Origin of the sequence: Roseicitreum antarcticum, from assembly GCF_014681765.1 — a bacterium.
Lineage (GTDB): Bacteria > Pseudomonadota > Alphaproteobacteria > Rhodobacterales > Rhodobacteraceae > Roseicitreum > Roseicitreum antarcticum.
The window spans coordinates 2,929,330-2,951,658 of record NZ_CP061498.1 but is presented as its reverse complement, the minus strand read 5'-3'; the positions used below and the strand labels follow the sequence as shown (position 1 = coordinate 2,951,658).

The window sequence follows — 22,329 nt, the reverse complement described above, 5'->3', positions numbered from 1 at the left end:
GCCACCTGAATCGCTTGACCTCGGCGCGGTTTGCCCATAACAGCGCGGGATGAATTGAGACGGGCGCTGCGACAGTGGCGTCTTCGTGCCGTGACGGAGGGGGGATTGCACCGCTCCGCGGACCAGATAGACGAGGATTAAATCATGTCGCGCCGCTGCGAACTTACCGGTAAAGGCCCGATGTCTGGCAACAATGTCAGCCACGCCAACAACAAGACCCGCCGCCGCTTTCTGCCGAACCTTCAGGACGTATCGCTGATGTCCGAAGCATTGGGCGCATCCTTCAAACTGCGGATTTCCTCTGCAGCGCTGCGCACGGTTGATCACCGCGGCGGCTTCGATGCGTTCCTGGCGAAAGCCAAGGATGACGAACTTTCGTCCAAAGCGCTGAAAATTAAGAAAGACATCGCAAAGGCACAAGTGGCCGCAGCGTAAGCTTTCCGTATCTTCGAGATTTGAATGAAGGCCAGTGCAGCACGCACTGGCCTTTTTCTTTGGTCAGAGGTTTCGCACGAACGGCCCCGGATTTTTCCAGGCAAAAGCATCCTGAATCCCGGGGATATCAATGGCTTGCGGCCCTTGTGTTTCGCATGCGAAACATTGTTTATTAACAAACAGTTAGCGTGTTTTTACGAAACACTGGCGAGCAGCGGCCCCGCACCGGAGCCGCTGCCTGTGGCGGTTTACTTGAACTTGCGGATCTCGCCCGATTCCAATCGGCCAAGGTAGCTGTTCAGCTCACGCTTGACGATCGGCATCAGCAGATAGAGCCCGATCACGTTGACCACGCCCATCGCAAACAATGCAGCATCCGAAAAGTCGAGCACGGCATCCAGACTGGAGGCCGCGCCGACAATGATGAAGAAGCAGAAGATCAGCTTGAAGGTCAGCTCGATTTTCTTGCCCTCACCGAACATGTAGGTCCAGGCCTTAAGACCATAGTAAGACCATGTGATCATGGTGGAGAAGGCAAACAGCACCACTGCCACCACCAGCACATAAGGGAACCATGAAATCGCCGACCCGAACGCCGCCGACGTCAGGGCGACACCGCTTACCTCATCCGCCGTGGCAATCCGGCCCAGATCGTTCAGAATGTACATGCCGTTCGCATCCTGCAGCAGCTGCCCGGTGATAACGATGACCAGCGCGGTCATGGTGCAGATAATCACTGTGTCGATAAACGGCTCCAGCAGGGCGACCAGCCCTTCGGTCACGGGTTCCTTCGTACGGACCGCTGAATGCGCGATGGGCGCTGACCCGATCCCCGCCTCGTTCGAAAACGCGGCGCGGCGGAAGCCTTGGATGATCGCGCCGACAATGCCGCCCGTCACACCAAGCCCGGTGAAAGCGCCCGCAAAGATCTGGCCAAAGGCCCAGAGGATCATATCGGCGTTCATGGCCAGAATGACCAGCGAGGAGCCGACATAAAGTACGCCCATCAACGGAACCACTTTTTCAGTGACCTGCGCAATGGATTTGATGCCGCCGACAATGACCGCGAAGACCACGACCGCCAGCACCAGCCCGGTGATCCAGCCAGGATAGTCGCCGACAACCGAAGATATTTGGCTATGCGCCTGATTGGCCTGAAACATGTTGCCGCCCCCCAGCGCGCCCAGCACGCAGAAGATCGAAAACAGAACCGCCATGAACCCGCCCAACGGCAGGCCACGTTCGGCGAAACCTTTCTTCAGGTAATACATTGGGCCGCCCGATACGGTGCCATCGGGGTATTCGTTGCGATATTTCACGCCCAGCGTGCATTCGGTGAACTTCGTCGCCATACCCAGAAGCCCCGCAAGGATCATCCAGAAGGTCGCTCCCGCGCCACCGATGCCAACGGCCACCGCGACCCCCGCGATATTGCCAAGGCCTACTGTGCCCGATAGCGCCGTGGCGAGTGCCTGGAAATGGCTGACCTCGCCCGCGTCCTTGGGGTCCGAATAATCCCCCCGCACCAGCGCGATCGAATGGCGCAGCGTGCGGAACTGGATAAAGCCGAAGTAGAGGGTAAACACTACTGCGCCGATCACCAGCCAGCCGACGATCCACGGAATGTTGACGCCCGGCAAGGGCAGGTCGGCAAAGATCAGCGCGACGAACCAGCCAGTGCTGGCGGCGAAAATGCCGTTGATCTGGTCGCCGATGGTCTGGGCGGCAGCGCCGGTTGCGGCCAGTGCCGCGACGGCGCCCGGCAAGACCTGGAGAAATTTCTTCATCTTGTTTTCCTTTGCGAAAATGCGGTCAGGGCACGATGGTGCAGGGCACCGGTGCGATCTGCGACAGGGTACCCGCGACCGAGCCGAACAGCCGCGCGGTCACCCCGGCCTGCCCGGTCCGTCCGACGAAAACCTGCGTTGCAGCATGCTCCTTGGCGATGTCGCACAGGGCGTCGGCGACATGCCCGTAACGGATTACAGTTTCGACGCTGAGCCCAAGCGCTGCCAGTTCCGCCTTGCGCGGCGCCAGAAACGCGGCATCGGCGCGGGCCATTTCCTGTTCGCGGCGCATGTGCCGCTCGGCCAATTCCTCACGCGTGAGAAAGGAATACGGCGACCATTCCAGCACATGCGCCAGCAAAACCCGCGCGCCGCCGGCCTGTGCGCGGGCGGCGCCGAAGGCCAGCGCGCGCTTTCCCGCGTCACTGCCATCAACGGCAATCAAAAATAGATCCGACATCAAATGTTCTCCCCAGTTGGGCCGCCTTATGTGACGGCTGCATGAATCATTGCGCAAAACTCCCGCAAAAACTGCCCTTTTTCTGCCATGATTCGAAGGATTTTCGAAAAATACCGCGCCAAACCCACCCAAAATGAAATTATTGCGCGCTTGATCGCCACTTGTCCTGTTTTTCTTGCCACGATTGATGAAACCGTCACAATCGCATTCACGCATATATCGCCTGCGGCAAATTGGAATTGCGCCCCCACGGCCTTGCCGCCGCGCGCCCGGTCGCCTAAACGAAATGTCGGGGAGTGGATGGGACCAGAATGACCGACACAAATGCCGCAGCGGCCGACCAACGGGCCAAATCCAAGAAGATCGGCGCATTGCAGGGGCTTTGGCCGTTTGTCCGACCCTACCGCGCCCTGCTGATCGCGGCGATTGTGGCGCTGATCGCCACCGCAATGATCTCGCTGACTTTACCCTTGGCCGCGCGCCGCGTGGTCGATGGGTTCGAAGCGCGCGATATGGTGCTGCTGAACCAGTATTTCGGCGCCGCAATGCTGATCGCGGGCCTGCTGGCGCTGGGAACCGGGGTGCGCTACTATCTTGTAACACGGCTGGGCGAACGCATCGTGGCGGATATTCGCAAGGCGTTGTTTGCCCGGGTGATCGATAAAAGCCCCAGTTTTTATGAGAAGATCATGACGGGTGAGGTGCTGTCCCGCCTGACCACCGACACGACACTGATCCAGTCTGTCATCGGGTCGTCGGTATCCATCGCACTGCGCAATGCGCTGATGTTGATCGGCGGGCTGGTGCTGCTCATGCTGACCTCGCCCAAGCTTACGGGCTTCGTGCTGCTGCTGGTGCCCGCAGTGATCGTGCCGATCGTGGTCATGGGGCGGCGGTTACGCGCCCTGAGCCGCGAAAATCAGGACTGGATCGCGGCGAGTTCGGGCAATGCCTCGGAGGCGTTGAGCTCGGTCCAGACGGTGCAGGCCTTCACGCATGAAGCCGCAAGCCGCAGGCGATTCGACACGGTGACCGAACGCAGCTTTGAAGTGGCGCGCCGCCGCATCGGCACGCGGGCGCTGATGACGATGATCGTGATTTTCCTGGTATTCACCGGCATTGTCGGAACGCTGTGGATCGGCGCAAACGACGTACGCAGCGGGGTGATGACCCCGGGCGAGCTCGTGCAATTCGTGATCTATGCGGTGATTGTTGCCGGGTCGGTTGGCGCGCTGTCGGAAATCTGGTCGGAACTGCAACGTGCCGCAGGCGCGACTGAACGGCTGGTAGAGCTGTTGCAGACCATCGACGATGTCCAAGATCCCGAAGCGCCCCGCGCCCTGCCCCGCCCGGTGCGCGGCGAGGTGCAGTTTGACAACGTCGGCTTCCACTATCCGACGCGGCCCGGGCAGCAGGCGCTGAACGGGGTGACGCTTACCGTCGCACCGGGGGAAACCGTGGCGCTGGTCGGCCCTTCAGGTGCGGGGAAATCGACCATCATCCAGCTGTTGCAGCGGTTCTATGACCCGATTTCGGGCGCGATCCGCATCGACGGGATTGACCTGCGCGACATGGCGCGCGCCGACTTTCGGCAGGCGATTGCCCTGGTACCGCAGGACCCGGTGATCTTTGCGACATCGGCCATGGACAATATCCGCTTTGGCAATATGGCCGCCAGCGATGCCGAGGTAGAGGCTGCCGCCCGCGCCGCCGCCGCGCATGACTTCCTGACCGCCCTGCCCGAAGGGTATCAAACCCAACTGGGCGAACGCGGCGTGATGCTGTCAGGCGGTCAGAAACAGCGTGTCGCCATTGCCCGCGCCATCTTGCGCGACGCGCCGATCCTTCTGCTGGACGAGGCGACATCAGCGCTGGACGCGGAATCGGAACGTGCCGTTCAGACCGCGGTAGAGAAGCTGGCGCACGAACGCACGACCTTGATCGTCGCGCACCGGCTGGCGACGGTCAAACAGGCCGACCGCATTCTGGTATTCGAGGGCGGGCAAATCGTGGCGACCGGCACGCATGATGAGCTGGTATCGGCCGGGGGCCTCTATGCCCGGCTGGCGCGGCTGCAGTTCACCGAAGGCATGGCGGCGGCGTGACCCTTACCCAGGTTTTCGCAGTATTTGCCTCACTCCTTAAAAAAGTGTTGACACGAGACCCCTAAATTGATTCTGATTCGGTAAGGGTAAATCGCGCGCAACAGCGATCCGGGGCAGAGCATGCGGGCATTTCTTTCCCATACGCAGATGTATGGGCAGCGACAGGGGCGCTTTCCGCAGGTCGGAAGGCGCCTTTTGTTTTCTCTCCGGCATCGTTCCTGCGGGTTCGTTTTTGCCGCGAGTCACGCCCCTGGGATGATCTTTCGAGCCTTCAAGGCGGCAGAGATCGTACCGTCGTCCAGAAAGTCCAGTTCACCGCCCATGGGTACGCCCTGCGCCAGCGCGCTTATGCGCACGCCGGTCAGGGCCAGCGCATCCTGGATATAATGCGCCGTGGTCTGACCATCGACCGTGGCGTTGAGGGCCAGGATCACCTCTGAAACCCCCTCATCGTTGATGCGGCCCACCAGCGCGGGGATGCGCAGATCTTCCGGCCCCACGGCATCGAGTGCCGACAAAGTGCCGCCCAGAACGTGATAGCGCCCACGAAACGACCCGCCGCGTTCCATCGCCCAGAGGTCGGCGATGTCTTCGACGACGCAGATCTCCGCCCCCTCGCGGCGCGGGTCGGTGCAGATCGGGCAAAGCGGGGTCGAGGACAGGTTGCCGCAGCGCCCGCATTCCTGGACGCTGCGCGCGACCTCGGCCATTGCGGTAGCGAGCGGCAGCATGACCTGCCCGCGTTTGCGGATCAGGTGCAGCACCGCACGCCGGGCTGAGCGCGGGCCCAGCCCGGGCAGCCGCGCCATAAGCGCGATCAAGGCTTCGATGTCGGTGGGCGGCTGGCTCACGGTGTCAGAACGGCAGCTTCATGTCGGCGGGCAGACCCATGCTTTCGGTCAGCTTCCCCATCTCTTCGCGCGACCGGTCGGCGGCGCGGCCTTGCGCATCCTTGATCGCAGCCAGGATCAGGTCTTCGACCACTTCCTTTTCATCGGGGTTGAAGATCGACGGGTCGATCGACAGCGCCGTCAGTTCACCCTTTGCGGTGGCAGTGGCTTTGACCAGCCCCGCGCCGCTTTCGCCGGTAACGGTGATGGTGGTCAACTGCTCTTGCAGTTCGGCCATCTTGCCCTGCATTTCCTGCGCGGCCTTCATCATCTTGCCCATATCGCCAAGGCCACCCAGTCCGCCCAAACCTTTGATCATCGTCGTATCCTCTCAATTTTCCTCAAACGGGTCCCATTCATCTTCCACCTCTGGCAGCGCGTCAACAAGCGCCGCTTCGGCCGCCGTCTCGACAGGGCGGACATCGACAACCTTTGCCGTTGGGAAGGCCGCCAGCACCGCCTGCACCAGCGGCAGCGCCATGGCGTCCGATTTCGCGCTGGCCTCGGCGGCATCGCGGGTGGTGGCGATGGTCTCTGCCCCACCCGACGAGACGACCGAGACCGCCCAGCGCGCCCCGGTCCACCCCTGTAGCCGCTGCGCCAGCCGCTGCGCGAGGTCGCGCGGGGCATTGGCCGTCGGCTCGAATTCGATGCGCCCGGGGGTGAAACGGGCCAGACGAAGGCAGGTTTCCACCTCCATCAGCAGTTGCACATCCCGCCGCGCGCGGATCAGGGCGACCACATCGTCAAAGGTCGCGTATTGCGCCAGCGGCCCGGGGTCGGTTGCCAAGGCGGTCTGTCCGCCTGCCCCGCCACCGGAATGCCCGCCGGAATTGGGAGCCGACCCGCCATCCGAACGCGATATCGCATGATGTTCCGCGCGCCCCTCGGGGCCCGTGCCGCGCTGCACCGCAGGTGCAGCGCCCCCGCTCGCCGCAGGCGCGCCGTGCCCAAAGGGCGCAGATCCCCCCGCATGGCTGCGCGCGCCCCCGCCGCTCGTCCCGCCGCCAGCGCCGGCACCGCCGCCGCCCACCGGGCCCGCGCCCGATTGCAGTTTGCGCAACAATTCTTCCGGCGCGGGCAGATCCGCCACATGGGTCAGACGGATGATGGCCATTTCGGCGGCCATCATGGCATTGGGCGCATGCGCGACCTCTTCCAGCGCCTTCAGCAGCATCTGCCACATCCGCGTCAACACCCGCATCGGCAGGCGCCCCGCCATATCCTGCCCACGCACGCGTTCGTCGGGGCCGATGGTCGGGTCCTCGGCGGCATCTGGCGTCACTTGGGTCACGCTGACCCAATGCGTCACCTCAGCCAGATCGCGCAGCACGGCCAGCGGGTCGGCACCGTCTGCATATTGCGCTGACAGTTCCGAAAGCGCGCCCGCCGCATCGCCGCGCAGGATCATGTCGAACAGGTCGAGCACCCGCCCCCGGTCGGCCAGGCCCAGCATGGCGCGCACCTGTTCGGTCCCTGTCTCACCCGCGCCATGGCTGATCGCCTGATCCAGCAGGCTCATCGCGTCACGGACCGAGCCTTCGGCGGCCCGCGTGATCAGTGCCAGCGCGTCGCGGGTGATCTCCCCGCCCTCGGCCAGTGCGATGCGGGCCAAATGGTCCATCATCACCTCGGGCTCGATCCGGCGCAGGTCGAACCGCTGGCAGCGCGACAGCACCGTGACCGGCACCTTGCGGATTTCTGTGGTCGCGAAGATGAATTTCACATGGGCGGGCGGTTCTTCCAGCGTCTTCAGCAGCGCGTTGAACGCGCTGTTGGACAGCATGTGAACCTCGTCGATGATATAGATCTTGTAGCGGGCCGAGGCCGCGCGATAGGCCACCGAATCAATGATCTCGCGGATGTCCCCCACCCCGGTGCGCGAGGCCGCGTCCATTTCCAGCACATCCACATGCCGTCCCGAGGCAATGGCCGTGCAATGCTCGCACACGCCGCAGGGTTCGGTGGTAGGGCCGCCGTTGCCGTCCGCACCGATACAGTTCAGCCCTTTGGCGATGATCCGCGCCGTGGTGGTCTTGCCGGTGCCGCGAATGCCGGTCATCACGAAAGCATGGGCGATGCGGTCAGCGGCGAACGCGTTGCGCAGGGTGCGCACCATCGCATCCTGTCCGATCAGGTCGGCGAAGGTTTCAGGCCGGTATTTGCGCGCCAGCACCTGATAGGCGCCGGGTTTCGCGTCTGCCTCCGTCTGGCCCTGCCCGCCTGCGTTGTCGCTGTTCATCCTGTCCTCATTCCGCCTGAATACCCGCGCATTGCTCGCAAGTCGCTGGTCAATCCGAGTCTAGCCCCCGCGCCCCCGGTTGGCGAGTCCGGTCCCGCGATGGGCGCAAAATTCCACAGCCCCGCCCGGGCGCACGCGGCTAGCTTCTAAGGCACAGCACAATCTTGCCGATATGGCTTGAGCTTTCCATATGTGCATGCGCCGCCGCCGCATCGGCCAGCGGAAATTCACTGTCGATCACCGGCGCCACGCGCCCGGCCTGCAGCAGCGGCCAGACCTGTGCCAGCAAAGCCTCGGCGATACGCGCCTTGGCCAGGTCGGATTGCGGGCGCAAGGTCGATCCGGTCAACGTCAGCCGCCGCACCATCATCTGGGCGAAATTGACCTCGGCCTTCGCCCCTTGCAGAAAGGCGATCTGTACCAGTCGCCCGTCATCAGCCAGCGCCTTGATGTTACGCTGCAGGTAGGCGCCGCCCACCATGTCGAGGATCAGGTCGGCCCCGCCTTGCGCGCGCACCACCTCGACGAAGTCCTGATCGCGGTAGTTGATCGCAACCTCGGCGCCAACAGCGACGCAGGCGGCGCATTTCGCATCCGACCCGGCGGTGGCAAAGACCCGTGCGCCAAAGGCATTTGCCAATTGGATCGCCGTGGTGCCGATCCCCGAGGACCCGCCATGGACCAAAAACCGCTCGCCCGCCTGCAAGCCGCCACGTATGAACACATTGGACCAGACGGTAAAGAAGGTCTCAGGCAGGCAGGCTGCCTGTTGCAAGCTCAGCCCGTCAGGCACCGGCAGGCAATGCGCCGCGGGCGTGGCTACATATTCGGCATAGCCGCCACCGGGCAGCAGCGCGCAGACCGCGTCGCCCACGCGCCAGCGGTCGACGCCGGGACCGATGGCGACAATAATGCCCGACGCCTCCAGCCCCGGCAGATCGGACGCGCCCGGCGGCGGGGCATAAGCGCCCGCGCGTTGCAATGCATCGGGGCGGTTCACACCCGCATATGCGACCCGGATCACCACCTGCCCCGCGCCGGGCAGCGGCACCGGCCGCGTGGCCGCGCGCAGCACCTCGGGCCCGCCGGGCTGGGTGATCTCGATGACATTCATCGTATCGGGCATCGTATCGGGCATGGTTTTGGGCATGAGGTTCCTTTCCGGGCAGCGGGGTCAGCGCGAATGGGCATAGTCCCAGTAAAGTTCGCGGGCCCGCGCGGCGATGGGGCCCGCAGGAAGCGTGCGATCCTCGAACCGGGCCACCGGCATGACCTTGGCGATGTTGCCGGTCACAAAGATTTCGGACGCTTCATGGAAATCTTCCACCGTCAGCGTCACCTCTTGCACGCACACCCCGTCGGCACGGAGCAGGGCCATGACCCGCTGCCGGGTGATGCCGTTGAGGAACGTGCCGTTCGGCACCGGCGTCAGCACCACGCCGTCGCGCACCATGAAAACATTGGTCGAGGCAGTTTCGGCCACGTTCCCCTCAAAATCCCGCGACAGGGCGTTCGAGAAACCACGCGCCCGCGCCTCGGCCATGATGCGGCCGTTGTTGGCATAGAGCGACGCGGCCTTCGCCTCGGTCAGGGCCATGTCGGGGCGGGGGCGACAGTACGGCGAGACGGTCAGCGAAAACGCCCCCGGGTCAGGCATCGGCAGGGTTTCGATACAGATGGAAAACCCGGTGCTTTCGGGCACGAGGTCGATGATGCCCGGCGTCGAATCGCGCGCCCACATCAACGGCCGCAGATAGAGGTCGGTGCCCGGGCCGAATTTTGCACAGCCTTCTTCGAGCAGCCCCTGCACGGTCGCAGCGTCCACCGGCGCGATCATGCCCATGGCTTCCGCCGAGCGGATGATGCGCGCGGCATGCAGGTCGATGTCGGGGCGCACCCCTTCGAACTGGCGCGCACCGTCGAAAACGGCGCTACCCAGCCAGGCGGCGTGGTCGGCGGCGTTGATGATCGGCGCATTGCCCTGATGCCATGCGCCATCCACCCAGGTGATGATTTCCTTGCCGACTGCCATGCTGTTCCCCGTATCGTTAGCGGTGCCGTTACCCGTGCAATATGCGGCGCAACCTGCGGCCAAGCCGCGCCGGGGTCAAGGGCAAGCGCCGCGTTGCAGGGCGCGTGTGGGGTCAGCGCGCGCGCGCGAAGCCGCCGGGCAGGTCATCGCGCGCAGGTCGCAGGGGGGCGCGCACCTTACCCATGGCCCAGATCGGCCCGGCAAAGACGGTGCGCAGGAAGGGGCTTTTGTTGACAGCTACCTTCACCTGTTCCACCTGCATCACGTTGTCGATGCGTCGATCGAGGAAGTCCCATGTCTCGGCATGGTCGGGCGATTCATCCCCCAGCCAGTAGAGCACGGTCGAGGAATAGACCCCCGACAGGATGGTGCGTTTGGAATACCAGTTGATGTCATCCGACGTATCGCCCAGCGCGGTCCAGATGTGATCGGCAGTGCCCCAGATCAGGCGCGCGCCCTCAGCCCCGTGTTGCGGCAGGGCGAACAGGGTGGCGGCGCGGCGCACGGCCTCCTTATCGCTGACAGCCTCCAGCCGGAAGCGGACGGCGGCAGAGATCCGGTCGCGCATCCGCAGGGCACCCAGGTCCTCACGCCGCAGACGGTCCAGCATCTGCGCATCACCGCGCTGGTGGTAGGCGACCGCCAGATCCAGTGCGCCGCGCGGGGCAAGCGCGCGCGCCAGCACGGGGTCCAGACCGCTGTCGGCCACAGCGGCGCGAAAGGTGGCATCGGTCCAGCCATCGAAGGGCACATGCATCAGGGCGGCGTCCAGCAGCGCCGCGATGCCGGGTTGAGTGGCCTTTGTGGTGGCGCTTTCTCCGGCCCCCGCCTGGCTATCGGCCCCCGCCTGGCTATCGGCCCCCGCCTGGCTATCGGCTGTCGTCTGGTTTTCGGCTGTCGTCTGTTCTGCATCCGTCATCAGCGATCCCCTTTTTGCGCTGCGCGGCCCGGGTTGCGGGACGGCGCGATGTCATGCGTGTGATAGTAGACAAGCTAGAGCAGCTTTGCTATACGGCCACTTCCTGCGAATGATGCAACTTTAACTTAGGAAGGTGGTGAAAACCACATGCAGGTAAGTGTTCGTGACAATAACGTCGATCAGGCGCTTCGTGCACTGAAGAAAAAACTTCAGCGTGAAGGTGTGTTTCGTGAAATGAAGCTCAAGCAGCATTTCGAGAAACCGTCCGAGAAGAAAGCCCGTGAGAAAGCCGAAGCGATCCGCCGTGCGCGCAAGCTGGCACGCAAGAAGCTTCAGCGCGAAAACGGCCTTTGAGGTCTTTCGCGTAACCGCCCATCAGGGGTTCTGATCGGTCAGGAATGCAAATGTATCAACCCCCGAGGGCCTTGGCCGCGGGGGTTTTTCATTTCTAAAACCGGGGGTTGCGCCGATTCTCTCAGGGACGCTAGCCGCGATCAGCCGCCCGCAGCGCCGCGATACCAATCCACGATTGCCGCACGCTCATCGTCCTCGATCATGACGCTGGCGCGGGGCGGCATGGCATGGCCGACGCCTGCTTGCAGGTAGATCTGACGCGCGGCGCGGGCGACATCGGCCTCGGTTTCCAGCACGACGCCTTTAGGCGCCCAACGCAGGCCGGGCCAGAACGGCTCGGACGCGTGGCACATCGAACAGCGGCCCAGCACGATCATATGCACATCGGCGAATCCCTCGGCCTGTGCAAATTGCTGCGCCACAGGCGGCAGGTCCGACACGCTTTGCTCGCCGCGGTCGCGGAAGGCGGTGGACAGCCACATGATGGTGATGAACAAGATCACGGTCAGCACCCATGTCCAGTAGGGACGCGCACCGGTCGCGTGCATCGTGTTGAAGAAATGCCGGATCGTCACCCCCATCAGGAAGACCAGTGACGCGATGATCCAGTTGTATTCGGTCGCAAAGGCCAGCGGGTAGTGGTTTGCCAGCATCAGGAAGATGACCGGCAGCGTCAGGTAGTTGTTATGAGTCGAGCGTTGCTTGGCGATCTTGCCGTATTTCGGGTCCGGCGTGCGCCCGGCCTTCAGGTCAGCCACCACGATGCGCTGGTTTGGCATGATGATGAAGAATACATTGCCCGTCATGATGGTCGCGGTGAAAGCGCCCAGATGCAGCAGCGACGCCCGCCCGGTAAACACATGCGTATAGCCCCATGCCATGATGACCAGCAGCACGAACAGCACCAGCATCAGCCCGGTGGTATGCCCGCCGAAGCGCGATTTGCACAGCCCGTCATAGATCAGCCAGCCAAGGCCCAGCGAGGCCAGCGAGATGCCCACCGCCTGCCAGACGGCAAGATCCATCACCTCCGGGTCGATCAGATAGAACTCGGCCCCCAGATAATAGACCAGCACAAGCAGCGCGAACCCGCTGAGCCAGGTCCAGTAGCTTTGCCATTTGTGCCAGATCAGGTGCTCGGGCAAACGGTCGGGGGCCACGAGGTATTTCTGGATATGATAGAACCCGCCGCCATGCACCTGCCATTCCTCGCCCGACGCGCCCTTTGGCAGGTCGGGCGATTTGCGCAGGCCAAGGTCGAGGGCGATGAAATAGAAGCTGGCGCCGATCCATGCCATCGCGGTGATGACGTGCAGCCAGCGCACTGCGAATTCCAGCCACGCCCCGATGATTGCCAGATCCATCATGCCTTATCCCTTCGCACCGGCGTTGCCTTTGACGACCCAGCTATAGTGACCGCAGGGCCTTGAAGCCAAGCCGAATATGCCGCAGCTGCCCTGCTTCCGACGGTAATTGTGCGCGGGCGATGGGGATTTGGGCCATACCTGCCCCGGCCAGACCAGCCCCGTCACCAGTCAGCTGCCGCGATAGGTGGAATAGCCATAGGGCGACAGCAACAGCGGCACATGGTAATGGCTCTCCGCATCCGACATGCCGAAACGGATCGGCACACTATCCAGAAACAGTGGCTCTGCCCCGGCCTGCCCGGTCGCCCGCAGGTAGGCACCCGCCTGAAAGACCAGCTCATAGCTGCCCGGCGCGAAGGCGGCGGCGGGCAGGATCGGCGCGTCGGTGCGCCCGTCGGCATTGGTGACCGTCTCGGCCAGCAGCCTGCGCTCTGCGCCCTCCAGCCGGAACAGCGCGATCCGCAGGCCCTGCGCGGGCAGGCCACGCGCGGTATCCAGCACATGGGTGGTCAGAAATCCGGTCGCCATCTTGAATGCTCCTGCTTTTGCGGATCGGCTTTTGCGGCCCTGTTGTGGACGGGCCGCTGCCTGTCACATGGTTTTGCCCATGCCGGGCGGCGGGCGCAAGGGGCTGCATCTGTTGACCCGGATTATCATCCCCGCGCCAAAAGATACGGTGCATCGGCAGGCGACGGGCGCAAGGGGTCTTTCAAATCCCGCGCGAATCCGGTCAATATGCGGCTGATTTACCGCATTGCACAACCAAAGGCCCCCCCCGATGACCCGCTATCCCCGCAACATGACCGGCTACGGCGCAACGCCCCCCGACCCACAATGGCCCGGCGGCGCGAAAATCGCGATCAGCCTGGTGCTGAATTATGAAGAGGGCGGCGAGAACAGCGTCCTGCACGGCGATGCCGCGTCCGAGGCCTTCCTGTCCGACATTGCCGGGGCAGCGCCGTGGCCCGGGCAGCGGCACTGGAACATGGAATCGATCTATGATTATGGCGCGCGGGCCGGGTTCTGGCGGCTGCACCGATTGTTCAACGGGCGCGGCCTGCCGGTCACCGTCTACGGCGTGGCCAGCGCGCTGGCCCGCAGCCCCGAACAGGTGGCCGCGATGCAGGCGGCCGATTGGGAGATCGCCAGCCACGGGCTGAAATGGGTCGAACACAAGGACATGCCCGAAGAAGCTGAACGCGCCGCCATTGCCGGGGCCATCGCGCTGCATACGCAAGTCACCGGCAGCCCCCCGCGCGGCTGGTACACCGGGCGCTGTTCGGTCAATACCGTGCGGCTGGTGGCAGAGACCGGGCAAATCGACTGGATTTCCGACACATATGACGACGATCTGCCGCATTGGATGGAATTCGGCACGCGCGACCAACTGATCCTGCCGTACACGCTGGAAGCCAATGACATGCGGTTTGCCACGGCACCGGGCTACACCACCGGTCAGCAGTTCTTTGAATACCTGCGCGATGCGTTCGATGTGCTTTATGCCGAAGGGGGCGCAGGTGCGGCCAAGATGATGTCCATCGGCCTGCATTGCCGCCTGATCGGACGGCCCGGGAAGATCGCGGGCCTGATGCGGTTTCTGGATTATGCGCAGAGCCATGAAGGCGTGTGGTTCGCCCGGCGCCAGGACATCGCCGCGCATTGGGCAAAGGTGTCGCCGCATACGCGGCGTGCACGCCCGTCGGCGATGGCGCACGCAGATTTCGTCGCGAAATTCGGCGGGATCTATGAACACTCTGACTGGGTCGCCGCCCGCGCCCATGGGCTGGAACTGGGGCCTGCGCATGACAGCGCCACGGGGCTGGCCAATGCCATGGCCCGCGCGTTTCGCAGCGCCACGCAAGCCGAGCGTCTGGCCGTCCTGCGCGCCCACCCCGACCTTGCGGGCAAACTGGCGGCGGCAAAGCGGCTGACTGCGGATTCGACCCGCGAGCAAGCCAGCGCCGCGCTGGATGCGCTGACCGATGCTGAGCGTGAAACCTTCCAGCGTCTGAACACCGATTACACCACCAAACACGGTTTCCCTTTCATCATCGCGGTGCGCGACCATACCAAGGACAGCATCCTTGCCGCCTTTGAGCAGCGGATCAGCAACGACACCGCCACCGAATTTGCCACCGCCTGCGGGCAGGTGGAACGCATCGCCCACCTCCGCCTGAAGGATATCCTATGAGCCCCTATGCCCGGCCCCAGGATGGGCTGCCGCCACAAACCGACCTGCACACCGGACGCGCGATCTTCACCGACGCCTATGCCGTGATCCCGCGCGGGGTCATGCGCGATATCGTCACCAGCTATCTGCCCGGCTGGACCGGCACCCGCGCCTGGATCATCGCGCGGCCGCTTTCGGGCTTTGCCGAGACTTTCGCGCATTACATCGTAGAGGTCGCCCCCAATGGCGGCTGGGGTGGCGGGTCTGACCGGCCCGAGCCTGACGCGCAGGCGCAGGGCGTGCTGTTCGTCACCCACGGCGCGCCTGTCCTGACGCTGCCCGATGGCGCGCACCCCCTCACACCGGGCAGTTACGCTTACATCCCGCCGGGGGTGGCATGGTCGCTCAGCAATCCCCGCGACCTGCCCGCCACCTTCCACTGGGTGCGCAAACGCTATGAACCCGCGCCGGGGATCGCCGCGCCAGAGGCCTTCGTGACACGGGATCAGGCGATTGCGCCGATCTCCATGCCCGGCACGAATGACGCATGGGCCACGACGCGCTTCGTCAGTCCCGATGACCTGCGCCACGATATGCATGTGAATGTCGTCACCTTCCAGCCCGGCGGCGTGATCCCGTTCGAAGAAACGCATGTGATGGAGCACGGACTGTATGTCCTGGAAGGCAAGGCGGTCTACAAGCTCAACCGTGACTGGGTCGAGGTTGAGGCAGGCGATTACATGTGGCTGCGCGCGTTTTGCCCGCAGGCCTGTTACGCGGCGGGTCCGGGGCCATTCCGCTATCTGCTCTACAAGGACGTGAACCGGCATCCCCGGCTGGGTCCAGTGGTCGGGGGCTGACGCGGATGGAGAATGTCATTCGGGTGGAGCCTTTGACGGCCACGGCCTTCGCGCCCTTCGGCGATGTGCTGGACACCACGGGCGCGCCCGACAAGATCATCAATCAGGGTCTGTGCGGGCGGTTTAATGACCGGGCGCAGCTGGATTTCGGCGCGGATGGCCGGGCGGGCATTTCGATGTTTGAGGCGCAGCCCCGGTCCCTGCCCTATTCGCTGGAACTGGTAGAGCGGCACCCCGAAGGTTCACAGGCTTTCATGCCGCTGTCGCAGCACCCGTTTCTGGTGATCGTTGCCCCCGATGCGGGCGGCATACCGGACCGCCCGCACGCCTTCCTCACGAACGGCGCGCAAGCGATCAACTTTCACCGCAATACATGGCATGGCGTGCTGACGCCTTTGCACGCGCCGGGGCTGTTTGCCGTTGTGGACCGCATCGGCCAAACGCCCAACCTGCAGGAGCATTGGTTCGACGTGCCATGGCGCGTCATCGAAGGGGCCTAAAGCCCGTCGCACGCAGGTGCGGCTGCGGTTTCGCGCGTCTCGAAGATGCAGGCCTGCGACCCGCTCAGAACCGCAAGATCATATCGTGATGCGGGATGCCCGCATCCATATACTCCGGCCCGGCAACCTCGAACCCCAGTTTCTGATAGAACCCGATCGCATGGGTCTGCGCGCCAAGCTTTGCCACCCGCACCCCCGGCACTGTGCGGAAATGCGCCACGGCAGCACGGGTCAGCGCCGCACCGATGCCGCTGCCGCGCGCGGCGGGCAATACGCACACACGGCCGATTTTCCCAATCTCACCCAGCGTCAGCAGGCGGGCCGAACCAATGGCCGCACCTTCCTGCCGCGCCAGCAAATGCACGGCGGTATCGTCCAGCCCATCAACCTCATCAGCCTCGGACACGCCCTGTTCCTCGATGAACACCGTGCGGCGCAGGGCGCGGCAGGTGGCGATATCGTCAGTCACGCAGATATGCAGGGTCATGCGAAATACTCCAACAGGACACGCGAATAAACGGCCTTCAGCGCATGGATATCCGCCACCTCCGCATATTCATCCACCTGATGCATGCTGCGGCCCACCAGCCCGAATTCCACCACCGGGCAATGGTCCTTAACGAAGCGCGCATCCGACGTGCCACCCGTGGTGGACAGCGCAGGCGTGACCCCGGTTTCTGCCGCCACCGCGCGCGACACCAGCGCCGACAACTCTCCCGGCGGGGTCAGGAAGGCGCTGCCCGAGACCTTGACGGCCACGTCAATCGCCACGCCCATCTCTGCCGCGACCCCGGCTGCCTGCGCGCGCAGCCAGTCGGTCAGGCTGTCGCCTGTGTGCAGGTCGTTGAAACGGATGTTGACCGTCCCGCGGGTCTGGGCAGGAATCACGTTATTCGCCGGGTTGCCCGTATCGATCGTGGTGATGGCAAGGGTCGAGGGGTCGAAATGGTCGGTACCCTGATCCAGCTCATGGCTGGCAAGCCGGTCCATCAGCCGCGCCATCGCGGGCATCGGGTTCAGCGCGCGGTGCGGATAGGCGGAATGGCCCTGCTTGCCGGTGACGGTGAAATTCGCGGTCATCGACCCGCGCCGCCCGATCTTGATCATCTCGCCCATTACATCGGGGCACGTCGGCTCACCCACAAGGCATACAGACATGCGTTCACCCTGCTCAGCCATCCAGTCCAGAAGGGCGGTGGTGCCGTCGATGGATTCGCCTTCTTCATCCCCGGTGATCGCCAGGATGATCGCGCCATCGGGCGGCGTGGCGCGCACGAAATCCACCGCCGCAGCAACAAAGGCCGCCACCCCGGATTTCATGTCACACGCCCCCCGGCCCCAGACCCGGCCATCGCGGATCTCGCCGCCGAACGGGTCCACCGTCCAGGCCGCAACATTGCCCACCGGAACCACATCCGTATGGCCATTGAAGCCGAAAGCCCGCTTGTTGCCCGCCGTACCCCAGCGCGCGTAGAGGTTCGCCACCCCGCCCCGGTCCACCCGGGTACAGGTGAAGCCCGCGCCTTCCAGGACGCGCTGCAACAGCACCAGCGCGCCGCCCTCTTCGGGCGTGACGGACGGGCAGCGGATCAGGTCGGCAGTCAGGGCAACAGGATCGGTGGGGTCGGGCATGGGTTTCCTCGGGCAGTCGCAGCGGGGTTCAGGTTGTGCGCACCTTGGCGCAGGTTTTGGGCGGATGCAATCAGCCCCCTTGCCCACGCCGTGTCAGCTTGTATCTGTGACAGATGCCAGCACAGAGGGGCCGACCATGGATGAGAACGAACGCCACCGCGAGAAGATGCAGAAAATTCAGGCCGCGCGCGCCCGGATGATGGAGACCAAGACCGATGAGAAGGGTCTGGTGATCGTTCATACCGGCGCAGGAAAGGGCAAATCTTCCAGCGGGTTTGGCATGATCATGCGTTGTATCGGCCATGGCATCCCCTGCGCCGTGGTGCAGTTCATCAAGGGTGGCTGGCTGACCGGCGAGCAGGAAATCCTGCGCAACCGCTTCACCGAGGAATGCGCGTTTCACGTCGCGGGCGAAGGCTTCACCTGGGATACGCAGGACCGCGAACGCGACATCGCCATGGCGCAGGCAGGCTGGGCGACGGCAAAAGAGCTGATATTGCGCGATGGCATGGGCATGGTACTGTTGGACGAAATCAACATCGCGCTGCGATATGACTATCTGGACCTGTCCGAGGTACTGGCGTTCCTGCGCGACCAAAAACCCCATATGACTCATGTGGTTCTGACCGGACGCAACGCGAAACCGGAACTGATCGAAGCCGCTGACCTGGTGACCGAGATGACACTTATCAAACATCCGTTCCGCGATGGTATCAAGGCGCAGAAAGGCGTCGAGTTTTGACACGCGCGCTGATGCTGCAAGGCACCGGGTCCAATGTCGGCAAGTCGCTGCTGGTGGCCGGGCTGTGTCGGGCAGCACGGCGGCGCGGTCTGTCGGTCGCGCCGTTCAAGCCGCAGAACATGTCGAACAATGCCGCCGTGACAGCGGATGGCGGTGAGATCGGGCGCGCGCAGGCGTTGCAGGCCATGGCCTGCGGGCTGGAGCCGCACACGGATATGAACCCCGTGCTGCTGAAGCCCGAAACCGATACTGGCGCGCAGGTCATCGTGCAGGGCCGACGGTTTGGCCATAGCGCGGCGGGCAATTACGGCGCGCTGAAGGCGCAGTTGATGGGGCCGGTGCTGGATAGCTTCGCGCGGCTGCGCGCGGCGCATGATCTGGTGATCGTCGAGGGCGCGGGCAGCCCCGCCGAGATCAACCTGCGCGCCCGCGATATTGCCAATATGGGCTTTGCCCGTGCCGCCGATGTGCCCGTCGTGCTGATCGGCGATATTCATCGCGGCGGGGTGATCGCGCAGATTGTTGGTACGCAGGCCGTGCTGGACGCAGGCGATGCCACGATGATCACGGGCTTTGTCATCAACCGCTTTCGCGGCGATGTACGGCTTTTCGACGACGGCTATGCCGCGATTGTCGCGCGCACCGGCTGGCCCGGCTTTGGCGTAGTGCCGTGGTTTTTTGACGCGGTGAAACTGCCGGCCGAAGATGCGCTGGACCTGCCGCGCGGGTCTTTTGGTGCGGGGCTGAAAGTGGCGGTGCCCGCGCTGTCGCGCATTGCGAATTTCGACGATCTGGACCCGTTGGCGCAGGAACCGGGCGTCAGCCTTTCGATGATTGCCCCCGGCCAGCCGATCCCCGGCGATACCGATCTGGTGATCTTGCCGGGCAGCAAATCCACCCGTGGGGATCTGGCATTTTTGCGCGCGCAAGGCTGGGACATCGACATTGCCGCCCATGTGCGGCGCGGCGGGCATGTCCTGGGCATCTGCGGCGGCTACCAGATGCTGGGCCAGGTGGTGCGCGACCCGCTGGGGCTGGAAGGCCCGGCGGGCGATACGCCGGGGCTGCGCCTTCTGGACGTGGAAACCACCATGCAGGGCGACAAGCGCCTGACCCGCATGCACGCCCGGCACGCGCGCACCGGGGCGGCGATACAGGGCTACGAAATCCATCTGGGCCGGACCACCGGGGCAGATTGCGCGCGCCCCTTCGCGCATCTGGCGGGGCCGGTCTCAGGCCCCGGATTGCCTGCTGAAACAACCCCCGACGGGGCCACATCCACCGATGGGCGGATCACCGGCAGCTATTTGCATGGTATGTTCAGTGATGACAGCTTCCGCGCGGCATGGCTGGCCGGGTTCGGCGTCAAACCCAGCGGCGAAAGCTATGGGGCTGCGGTGGACCGGACGCTGGACGCGTTGGCCGATCATCTCGAAACCCATATGGACGTTACCGGATTGCTGGCCGCAGCGCGCTGACGCGGCGCGGGCCGCAACTCAGTTAAAGGTCGCCAGATAAGCCGCCATATCAGCGGGGTTGGTCACGGTATGTGCATCCATATTGCTTTGTGCACCCGCATCGCCCAACTGGGCCTGCAAGAAGGCGTCAGGGCCTTGCAGATAGGCGGTCAGCGTCGCCTCGGACCACACGAGGCCCGCTGCCCCTGCAGCGGACAGCCCCTCACCATAGCGAAACCCCTCAACCGACCCAGCGCGGCGCCCGATAAGACCGTAAAGGTTTGGCCCGACGCGCCCGCCACGCTGCACCGTCTCACCATCAGGGGCGGTGATCATGTGGCAGGCACGGCATTGACGCCATTCCTGTGCACCCACACTCGGATCAGCGGCAAAAGCGGGCTGGGACGCGCAGAGCGCTGTGGTCGCGGCAACGAGAAAACGTTTCATGGCTGGCCCTCCTGAGGAACTGGCATCTGACACACATGCGCCCTGCGGGGGCCAAAATCAAGCGGCGGCGGCCCCTTCAGGGCTTCATGCGATACCCGATGCGAAACCAGTGCCAGCACAGGGCCAGCAACGCCAGCGTCGTCGCAAAAACGATGAAAAGCCCCACCGCTGGGGCGGTATCCGATACACCCAGAATGCCGAAACGCGCACCGTCAATCAGGTAAAACACCGGGTTCCAGTGGATCAGCGTGGACATCAGGGGGGGCAGCGCCTCGGCCGAATAGAAAGTGCCCGACAAGAAGGCCAGCGGCGTCACGATGAAGTTGGTGATCGCGGCAATCTGATCGAACTTGTTCGCCATCACGCCCGCAGCAAGGCCCAGTGCGGCCAGCATCGCAGCGCCGAGGCTGAGGAACGCCAGAAGCCACAGCGGATGCGCGACACCCATGCCCAGCATCAGCCACAGCGCCGCCACGATGGTCACACCGACCAGAAGCCCGCGCGCCATGCCTCCGACGACAAAGCCCGTCACCAGTTCAAAAGGCGACAAAGGCGGCATCAGCGTGTCGACGATATTGCCCTGCACCTTGGAAATCACGATGGACGAGGACGTATTTGCAAAAGCATTTTGAATTACCGTCATCATCAAGATACCCGGTGCCAGAAATTCGACAAAGGGCACGCCCAGCACCTCGCCCCGGGTGGGGCCGATGGCCAGCGCGAAAATCGCGAGAAACAGCCCGGCGGTCACCAATGGCGCCGCCAGCGTCTGGGTCCAGACGTTCAGAAACCGCATGATCTCGCGCTTACTGAGCGTCATCATCCCCAGCCAGTTGAAGCGGCCAAACCGCCGCTCGCCCATTTTCACTGTCGTTTGCATCGCTCTTCCCGTCATTCGCCATTTGCATTTCGTGCGGCGTGCTTGTATCTCACCGTGTCGCCCTTACAATAGGCGCTGAAACATATTCTCCAAGGGGGCGGTCGCGCTGCCTTGTATGAAACCCGGAGTTAAGACGCATGTCCTGGACGGAAGACCGGATCGAAACGCTGAAGAAGATGTGGGGCGAGGGGCAGTCCGCGTCACAGATCGCGAAAGAATTGGGGGGCGTCACCCGCAACGCGGTCATTGGCAAAGTGCATCGACTGGGGCTGTCGAACCGGGCGGTCGCGGGCGCCCCGGCATCCGGCGGCGCCGATGCAGCTGCCACGCCGACACCCGCTGCCACGCCGCCCAGCGCGACCGAAGCATCGGCTGCGCCATCTTCGCCCGCACCGGCTGCGGGTCAGGGTACGGGCAACCAAGCCACGGGCGCCGGGCAGGACAACCGGGCACCGGATGGTGCGCCGCAGTCACGCGCGACGCAAAAGGCTGACGCCACCGCCAAGGTGGACACCCGCACCGCTGCATCTGTTGGCGCGACGGAACCCGCCGAAGCCGCGCCAAAACCCACCCGCCGCGCCGATGACGGTGTGGTCGATCTGGCGCGCGCCAAGGCCTCGCGGACCGAGACGACCGTGCCGCTGGATGATGACGCGGGCGACGACAACGCGGCTGATTCCGCCGCACCAGGCGCGGGGCCATCTGCGCCAGGGTCCTACGCCCGCCGTGCAATCGTTCCGGCTGGCCAGCCGCTGCCGCCGCAGCCCTCCGCCAATGAGATCAGCCCCGAGGCGCTGGCCACCGTGCGCGAGGTCGAAAAGACCGCCCGCCGACTGACGCTGATGGAACTGACCGAGCGTACCTGCAAATGGCCCATCGGCGACCCCGCAACGCCAGATTTCTGGTTCTGCGGCCTGCCGACGCAGGCGGGTAAACCTTATTGCGAGGCGCATGTGGGCGTCGCGTTCCAGCCCATGTCCACCCGGCGCGACCGGCGGCGGTAGGCGTTCAGAAGGCAGGTCGGCTGTTGCGGTATTGACCTGCCGCAAC

24 protein-coding genes are annotated in these 22,329 nt (G+C 64.2%); 9 read left to right on the top strand and 15 right to left on the bottom strand.

What is annotated here, in order from left to right; genetic code table 11:
- The first annotated feature begins 144 nt into the window (after positions 1 to 144).
- Positions 145 to 435, top strand: coding sequence for a 50S ribosomal protein L28 (gene rpmB / locus H9529_RS14080; protein ID WP_092885251.1), 291 nt, complete (start codon positions 145 to 147; stop codon positions 433 to 435).
- 248 nt (positions 436 to 683) lie between these two features.
- Here rpmB and H9529_RS14075 read toward each other — a convergent pair whose 3' ends face one another.
- The 3 genes from H9529_RS14075 to H9529_RS14065 are packed head-to-tail and all read right to left on the bottom strand — an operon-like array spanning position 684 to position 2,894.
- Complete coding sequence (locus H9529_RS14075; protein ID WP_092885249.1) at positions 684 to 2,222, bottom strand: alanine/glycine:cation symporter family protein; 1,539 nt, start codon at positions 2,220 to 2,222, stop codon at positions 684 to 686.
- 25 nt (positions 2,223 to 2,247) lie between these two features.
- Positions 2,248 to 2,682: a universal stress protein gene (locus H9529_RS14070; RefSeq protein ID WP_092885247.1), complete on the bottom strand. Its 435-nt coding sequence runs from the start codon at positions 2,680 to 2,682 to the stop codon at positions 2,248 to 2,250.
- 26 nt (positions 2,683 to 2,708) lie between these two features.
- Positions 2,709 to 2,894, bottom strand: a complete 186-nt coding sequence (locus tag H9529_RS14065; RefSeq protein WP_143033449.1) for a hypothetical protein — start codon at positions 2,892 to 2,894, stop codon at positions 2,709 to 2,711.
- Positions 2,895 to 2,993: 99 nt separating this feature from the next.
- Here H9529_RS14065 and H9529_RS14060 point away from each other — a divergent pair, with 99 nt between their 5' ends.
- Positions 2,994 to 4,787, top strand: coding sequence for an ABC transporter transmembrane domain-containing protein (locus H9529_RS14060; RefSeq protein WP_092885245.1), 1,794 nt, complete (start codon positions 2,994 to 2,996; stop codon positions 4,785 to 4,787).
- A 242-nt stretch (positions 4,788 to 5,029) separates the two neighbouring features.
- Here the strand turns inward: H9529_RS14060 and recR are convergent, their stop codons facing one another.
- From recR to H9529_RS14030, 6 genes are all read right to left on the bottom strand, one after another.
- Positions 5,030 to 5,638 (bottom strand): recombination mediator RecR, encoded by a 609-nt coding sequence (gene recR / locus H9529_RS14055; RefSeq protein WP_092885243.1) that lies wholly within the window; start codon positions 5,636 to 5,638, stop codon positions 5,030 to 5,032.
- A gap of 4 nt (positions 5,639 to 5,642) precedes the next feature.
- Positions 5,643 to 5,996 (bottom strand): YbaB/EbfC family nucleoid-associated protein, encoded by a 354-nt coding sequence (locus H9529_RS14050; protein WP_092885241.1) that lies wholly within the window; start codon positions 5,994 to 5,996, stop codon positions 5,643 to 5,645.
- 12 nt (positions 5,997 to 6,008) lie between these two features.
- Positions 6,009 to 7,919, bottom strand: coding sequence for a DNA polymerase III subunit gamma/tau (locus H9529_RS14045; protein ID WP_092885239.1), 1,911 nt, complete (start codon positions 7,917 to 7,919; stop codon positions 6,009 to 6,011).
- 139 nt (positions 7,920 to 8,058) lie between these two features.
- Positions 8,059 to 9,045 (bottom strand): NAD(P)H-quinone oxidoreductase, encoded by a 987-nt coding sequence (locus tag H9529_RS14040; protein WP_092885430.1) that lies wholly within the window; start codon positions 9,043 to 9,045, stop codon positions 8,059 to 8,061.
- Positions 9,046 to 9,093: 48 nt separating this feature from the next.
- Positions 9,094 to 9,951 (bottom strand): branched-chain amino acid aminotransferase, encoded by an 858-nt coding sequence (locus tag H9529_RS14035; RefSeq protein ID WP_092885237.1) that lies wholly within the window; start codon positions 9,949 to 9,951, stop codon positions 9,094 to 9,096.
- 112 nt (positions 9,952 to 10,063) lie between these two features.
- A complete protein-coding gene (locus H9529_RS14030; RefSeq protein WP_092885235.1) occupies positions 10,064 to 10,870 on the bottom strand; it encodes a COQ9 family protein in 807 nt (268 codons plus the stop codon).
- Between the two features lie 147 nt (positions 10,871 to 11,017).
- Here H9529_RS14030 and rpsU point away from each other — a divergent pair, with 147 nt between their 5' ends.
- Positions 11,018 to 11,224, top strand: a complete 207-nt coding sequence (gene rpsU / locus H9529_RS14025) for a 30S ribosomal protein S21 (RefSeq protein ID WP_092885234.1) — start codon at positions 11,018 to 11,020, stop codon at positions 11,222 to 11,224.
- Between the two features lie 140 nt (positions 11,225 to 11,364).
- Here the strand turns inward: rpsU and H9529_RS14020 are convergent, their stop codons facing one another.
- Positions 11,365 to 12,591: a urate hydroxylase PuuD gene (locus H9529_RS14020; RefSeq protein ID WP_092885232.1), complete on the bottom strand. Its 1,227-nt coding sequence runs from the start codon at positions 12,589 to 12,591 to the stop codon at positions 11,365 to 11,367.
- Between the two features lie 168 nt (positions 12,592 to 12,759).
- The gene (gene uraH / locus H9529_RS14015) at positions 12,760 to 13,119 is read right to left on the bottom strand and encodes a hydroxyisourate hydrolase (protein WP_092885230.1); all 360 of its coding nucleotides are present in this window, start codon (positions 13,117 to 13,119) and stop codon (positions 12,760 to 12,762) included.
- 250 nt (positions 13,120 to 13,369) lie between these two features.
- Between uraH and puuE the strand changes: the two genes are divergently transcribed.
- From puuE to H9529_RS14000, 3 genes are read left to right on the top strand one after another with little or no spacing between them, the layout of a single operon-like run.
- The gene (puuE, locus tag H9529_RS14010; RefSeq protein WP_092885228.1) at positions 13,370 to 14,782 is read left to right on the top strand and encodes an allantoinase PuuE; all 1,413 of its coding nucleotides are present in this window, start codon (positions 13,370 to 13,372) and stop codon (positions 14,780 to 14,782) included.
- Positions 14,779 to 15,621 (top strand): bifunctional allantoicase/(S)-ureidoglycine aminohydrolase, encoded by an 843-nt coding sequence (locus H9529_RS14005; RefSeq protein WP_092885226.1) that lies wholly within the window; start codon positions 14,779 to 14,781, stop codon positions 15,619 to 15,621. Before puuE ends, H9529_RS14005 begins: the two co-directional genes overlap by 4 nt.
- A gap of 5 nt (positions 15,622 to 15,626) precedes the next feature.
- On the top strand, positions 15,627 to 16,121 hold the full coding sequence (locus H9529_RS14000) for an ureidoglycolate lyase (RefSeq protein ID WP_092885224.1): 495 nt from the start codon (positions 15,627 to 15,629) through the stop codon (positions 16,119 to 16,121).
- Positions 16,122 to 16,185: 64 nt separating this feature from the next.
- On the opposite strand, the gene H9529_RS13995 is transcribed toward H9529_RS14000, so the two are convergent.
- Together H9529_RS13995 and dapE are read right to left on the bottom strand one after the other, a co-directional pair.
- Complete coding sequence (locus H9529_RS13995; protein WP_092885222.1) at positions 16,186 to 16,608, bottom strand: GNAT family N-acetyltransferase; 423 nt, start codon at positions 16,606 to 16,608, stop codon at positions 16,186 to 16,188.
- Positions 16,605 to 17,753 carry a succinyl-diaminopimelate desuccinylase gene (gene dapE / locus H9529_RS13990; protein WP_092885220.1) on the bottom strand — a complete coding sequence of 383 codons (1,149 nt, stop codon included), beginning with the start codon at positions 17,751 to 17,753 and terminating at the stop codon, positions 16,605 to 16,607. Before dapE ends, H9529_RS13995 begins: the two co-directional genes overlap by 4 nt.
- A 136-nt stretch (positions 17,754 to 17,889) precedes the next feature.
- Between dapE and cobO the strand changes: the two genes are divergently transcribed.
- A complete protein-coding gene (gene cobO, locus H9529_RS13985) occupies positions 17,890 to 18,495 on the top strand; it encodes a cob(I)yrinic acid a,c-diamide adenosyltransferase (RefSeq protein ID WP_092885218.1) in 606 nt (201 codons plus the stop codon).
- A gap of 11 nt (positions 18,496 to 18,506) precedes the next feature.
- Positions 18,507 to 19,973 carry a cobyric acid synthase gene (locus H9529_RS13980; RefSeq protein ID WP_092885428.1) on the top strand — a complete coding sequence of 489 codons (1,467 nt, stop codon included), beginning with the start codon at positions 18,507 to 18,509 and terminating at the stop codon, positions 19,971 to 19,973.
- 18 nt (positions 19,974 to 19,991) lie between these two features.
- Here H9529_RS13980 and H9529_RS13975 read toward each other — a convergent pair whose 3' ends face one another.
- Positions 19,992 to 20,399 carry a c-type cytochrome gene (locus H9529_RS13975; RefSeq protein WP_143033448.1) on the bottom strand — a complete coding sequence of 136 codons (408 nt, stop codon included), beginning with the start codon at positions 20,397 to 20,399 and terminating at the stop codon, positions 19,992 to 19,994.
- 76 nt (positions 20,400 to 20,475) lie between these two features.
- On the bottom strand, positions 20,476 to 21,279 hold the full coding sequence (locus H9529_RS13970) for an ABC transporter permease (protein ID WP_223814176.1): 804 nt from the start codon (positions 21,277 to 21,279) through the stop codon (positions 20,476 to 20,478).
- Between the two features lie 137 nt (positions 21,280 to 21,416).
- On the opposite strand from H9529_RS13970, the gene H9529_RS13965 reads away from it, so the two are divergent.
- Positions 21,417 to 22,283 carry a GcrA family cell cycle regulator gene (locus H9529_RS13965; protein ID WP_092885214.1) on the top strand — a complete coding sequence of 289 codons (867 nt, stop codon included), beginning with the start codon at positions 21,417 to 21,419 and terminating at the stop codon, positions 22,281 to 22,283.
- Positions 22,284 to 22,329: the final 46 nt, after the last annotated feature.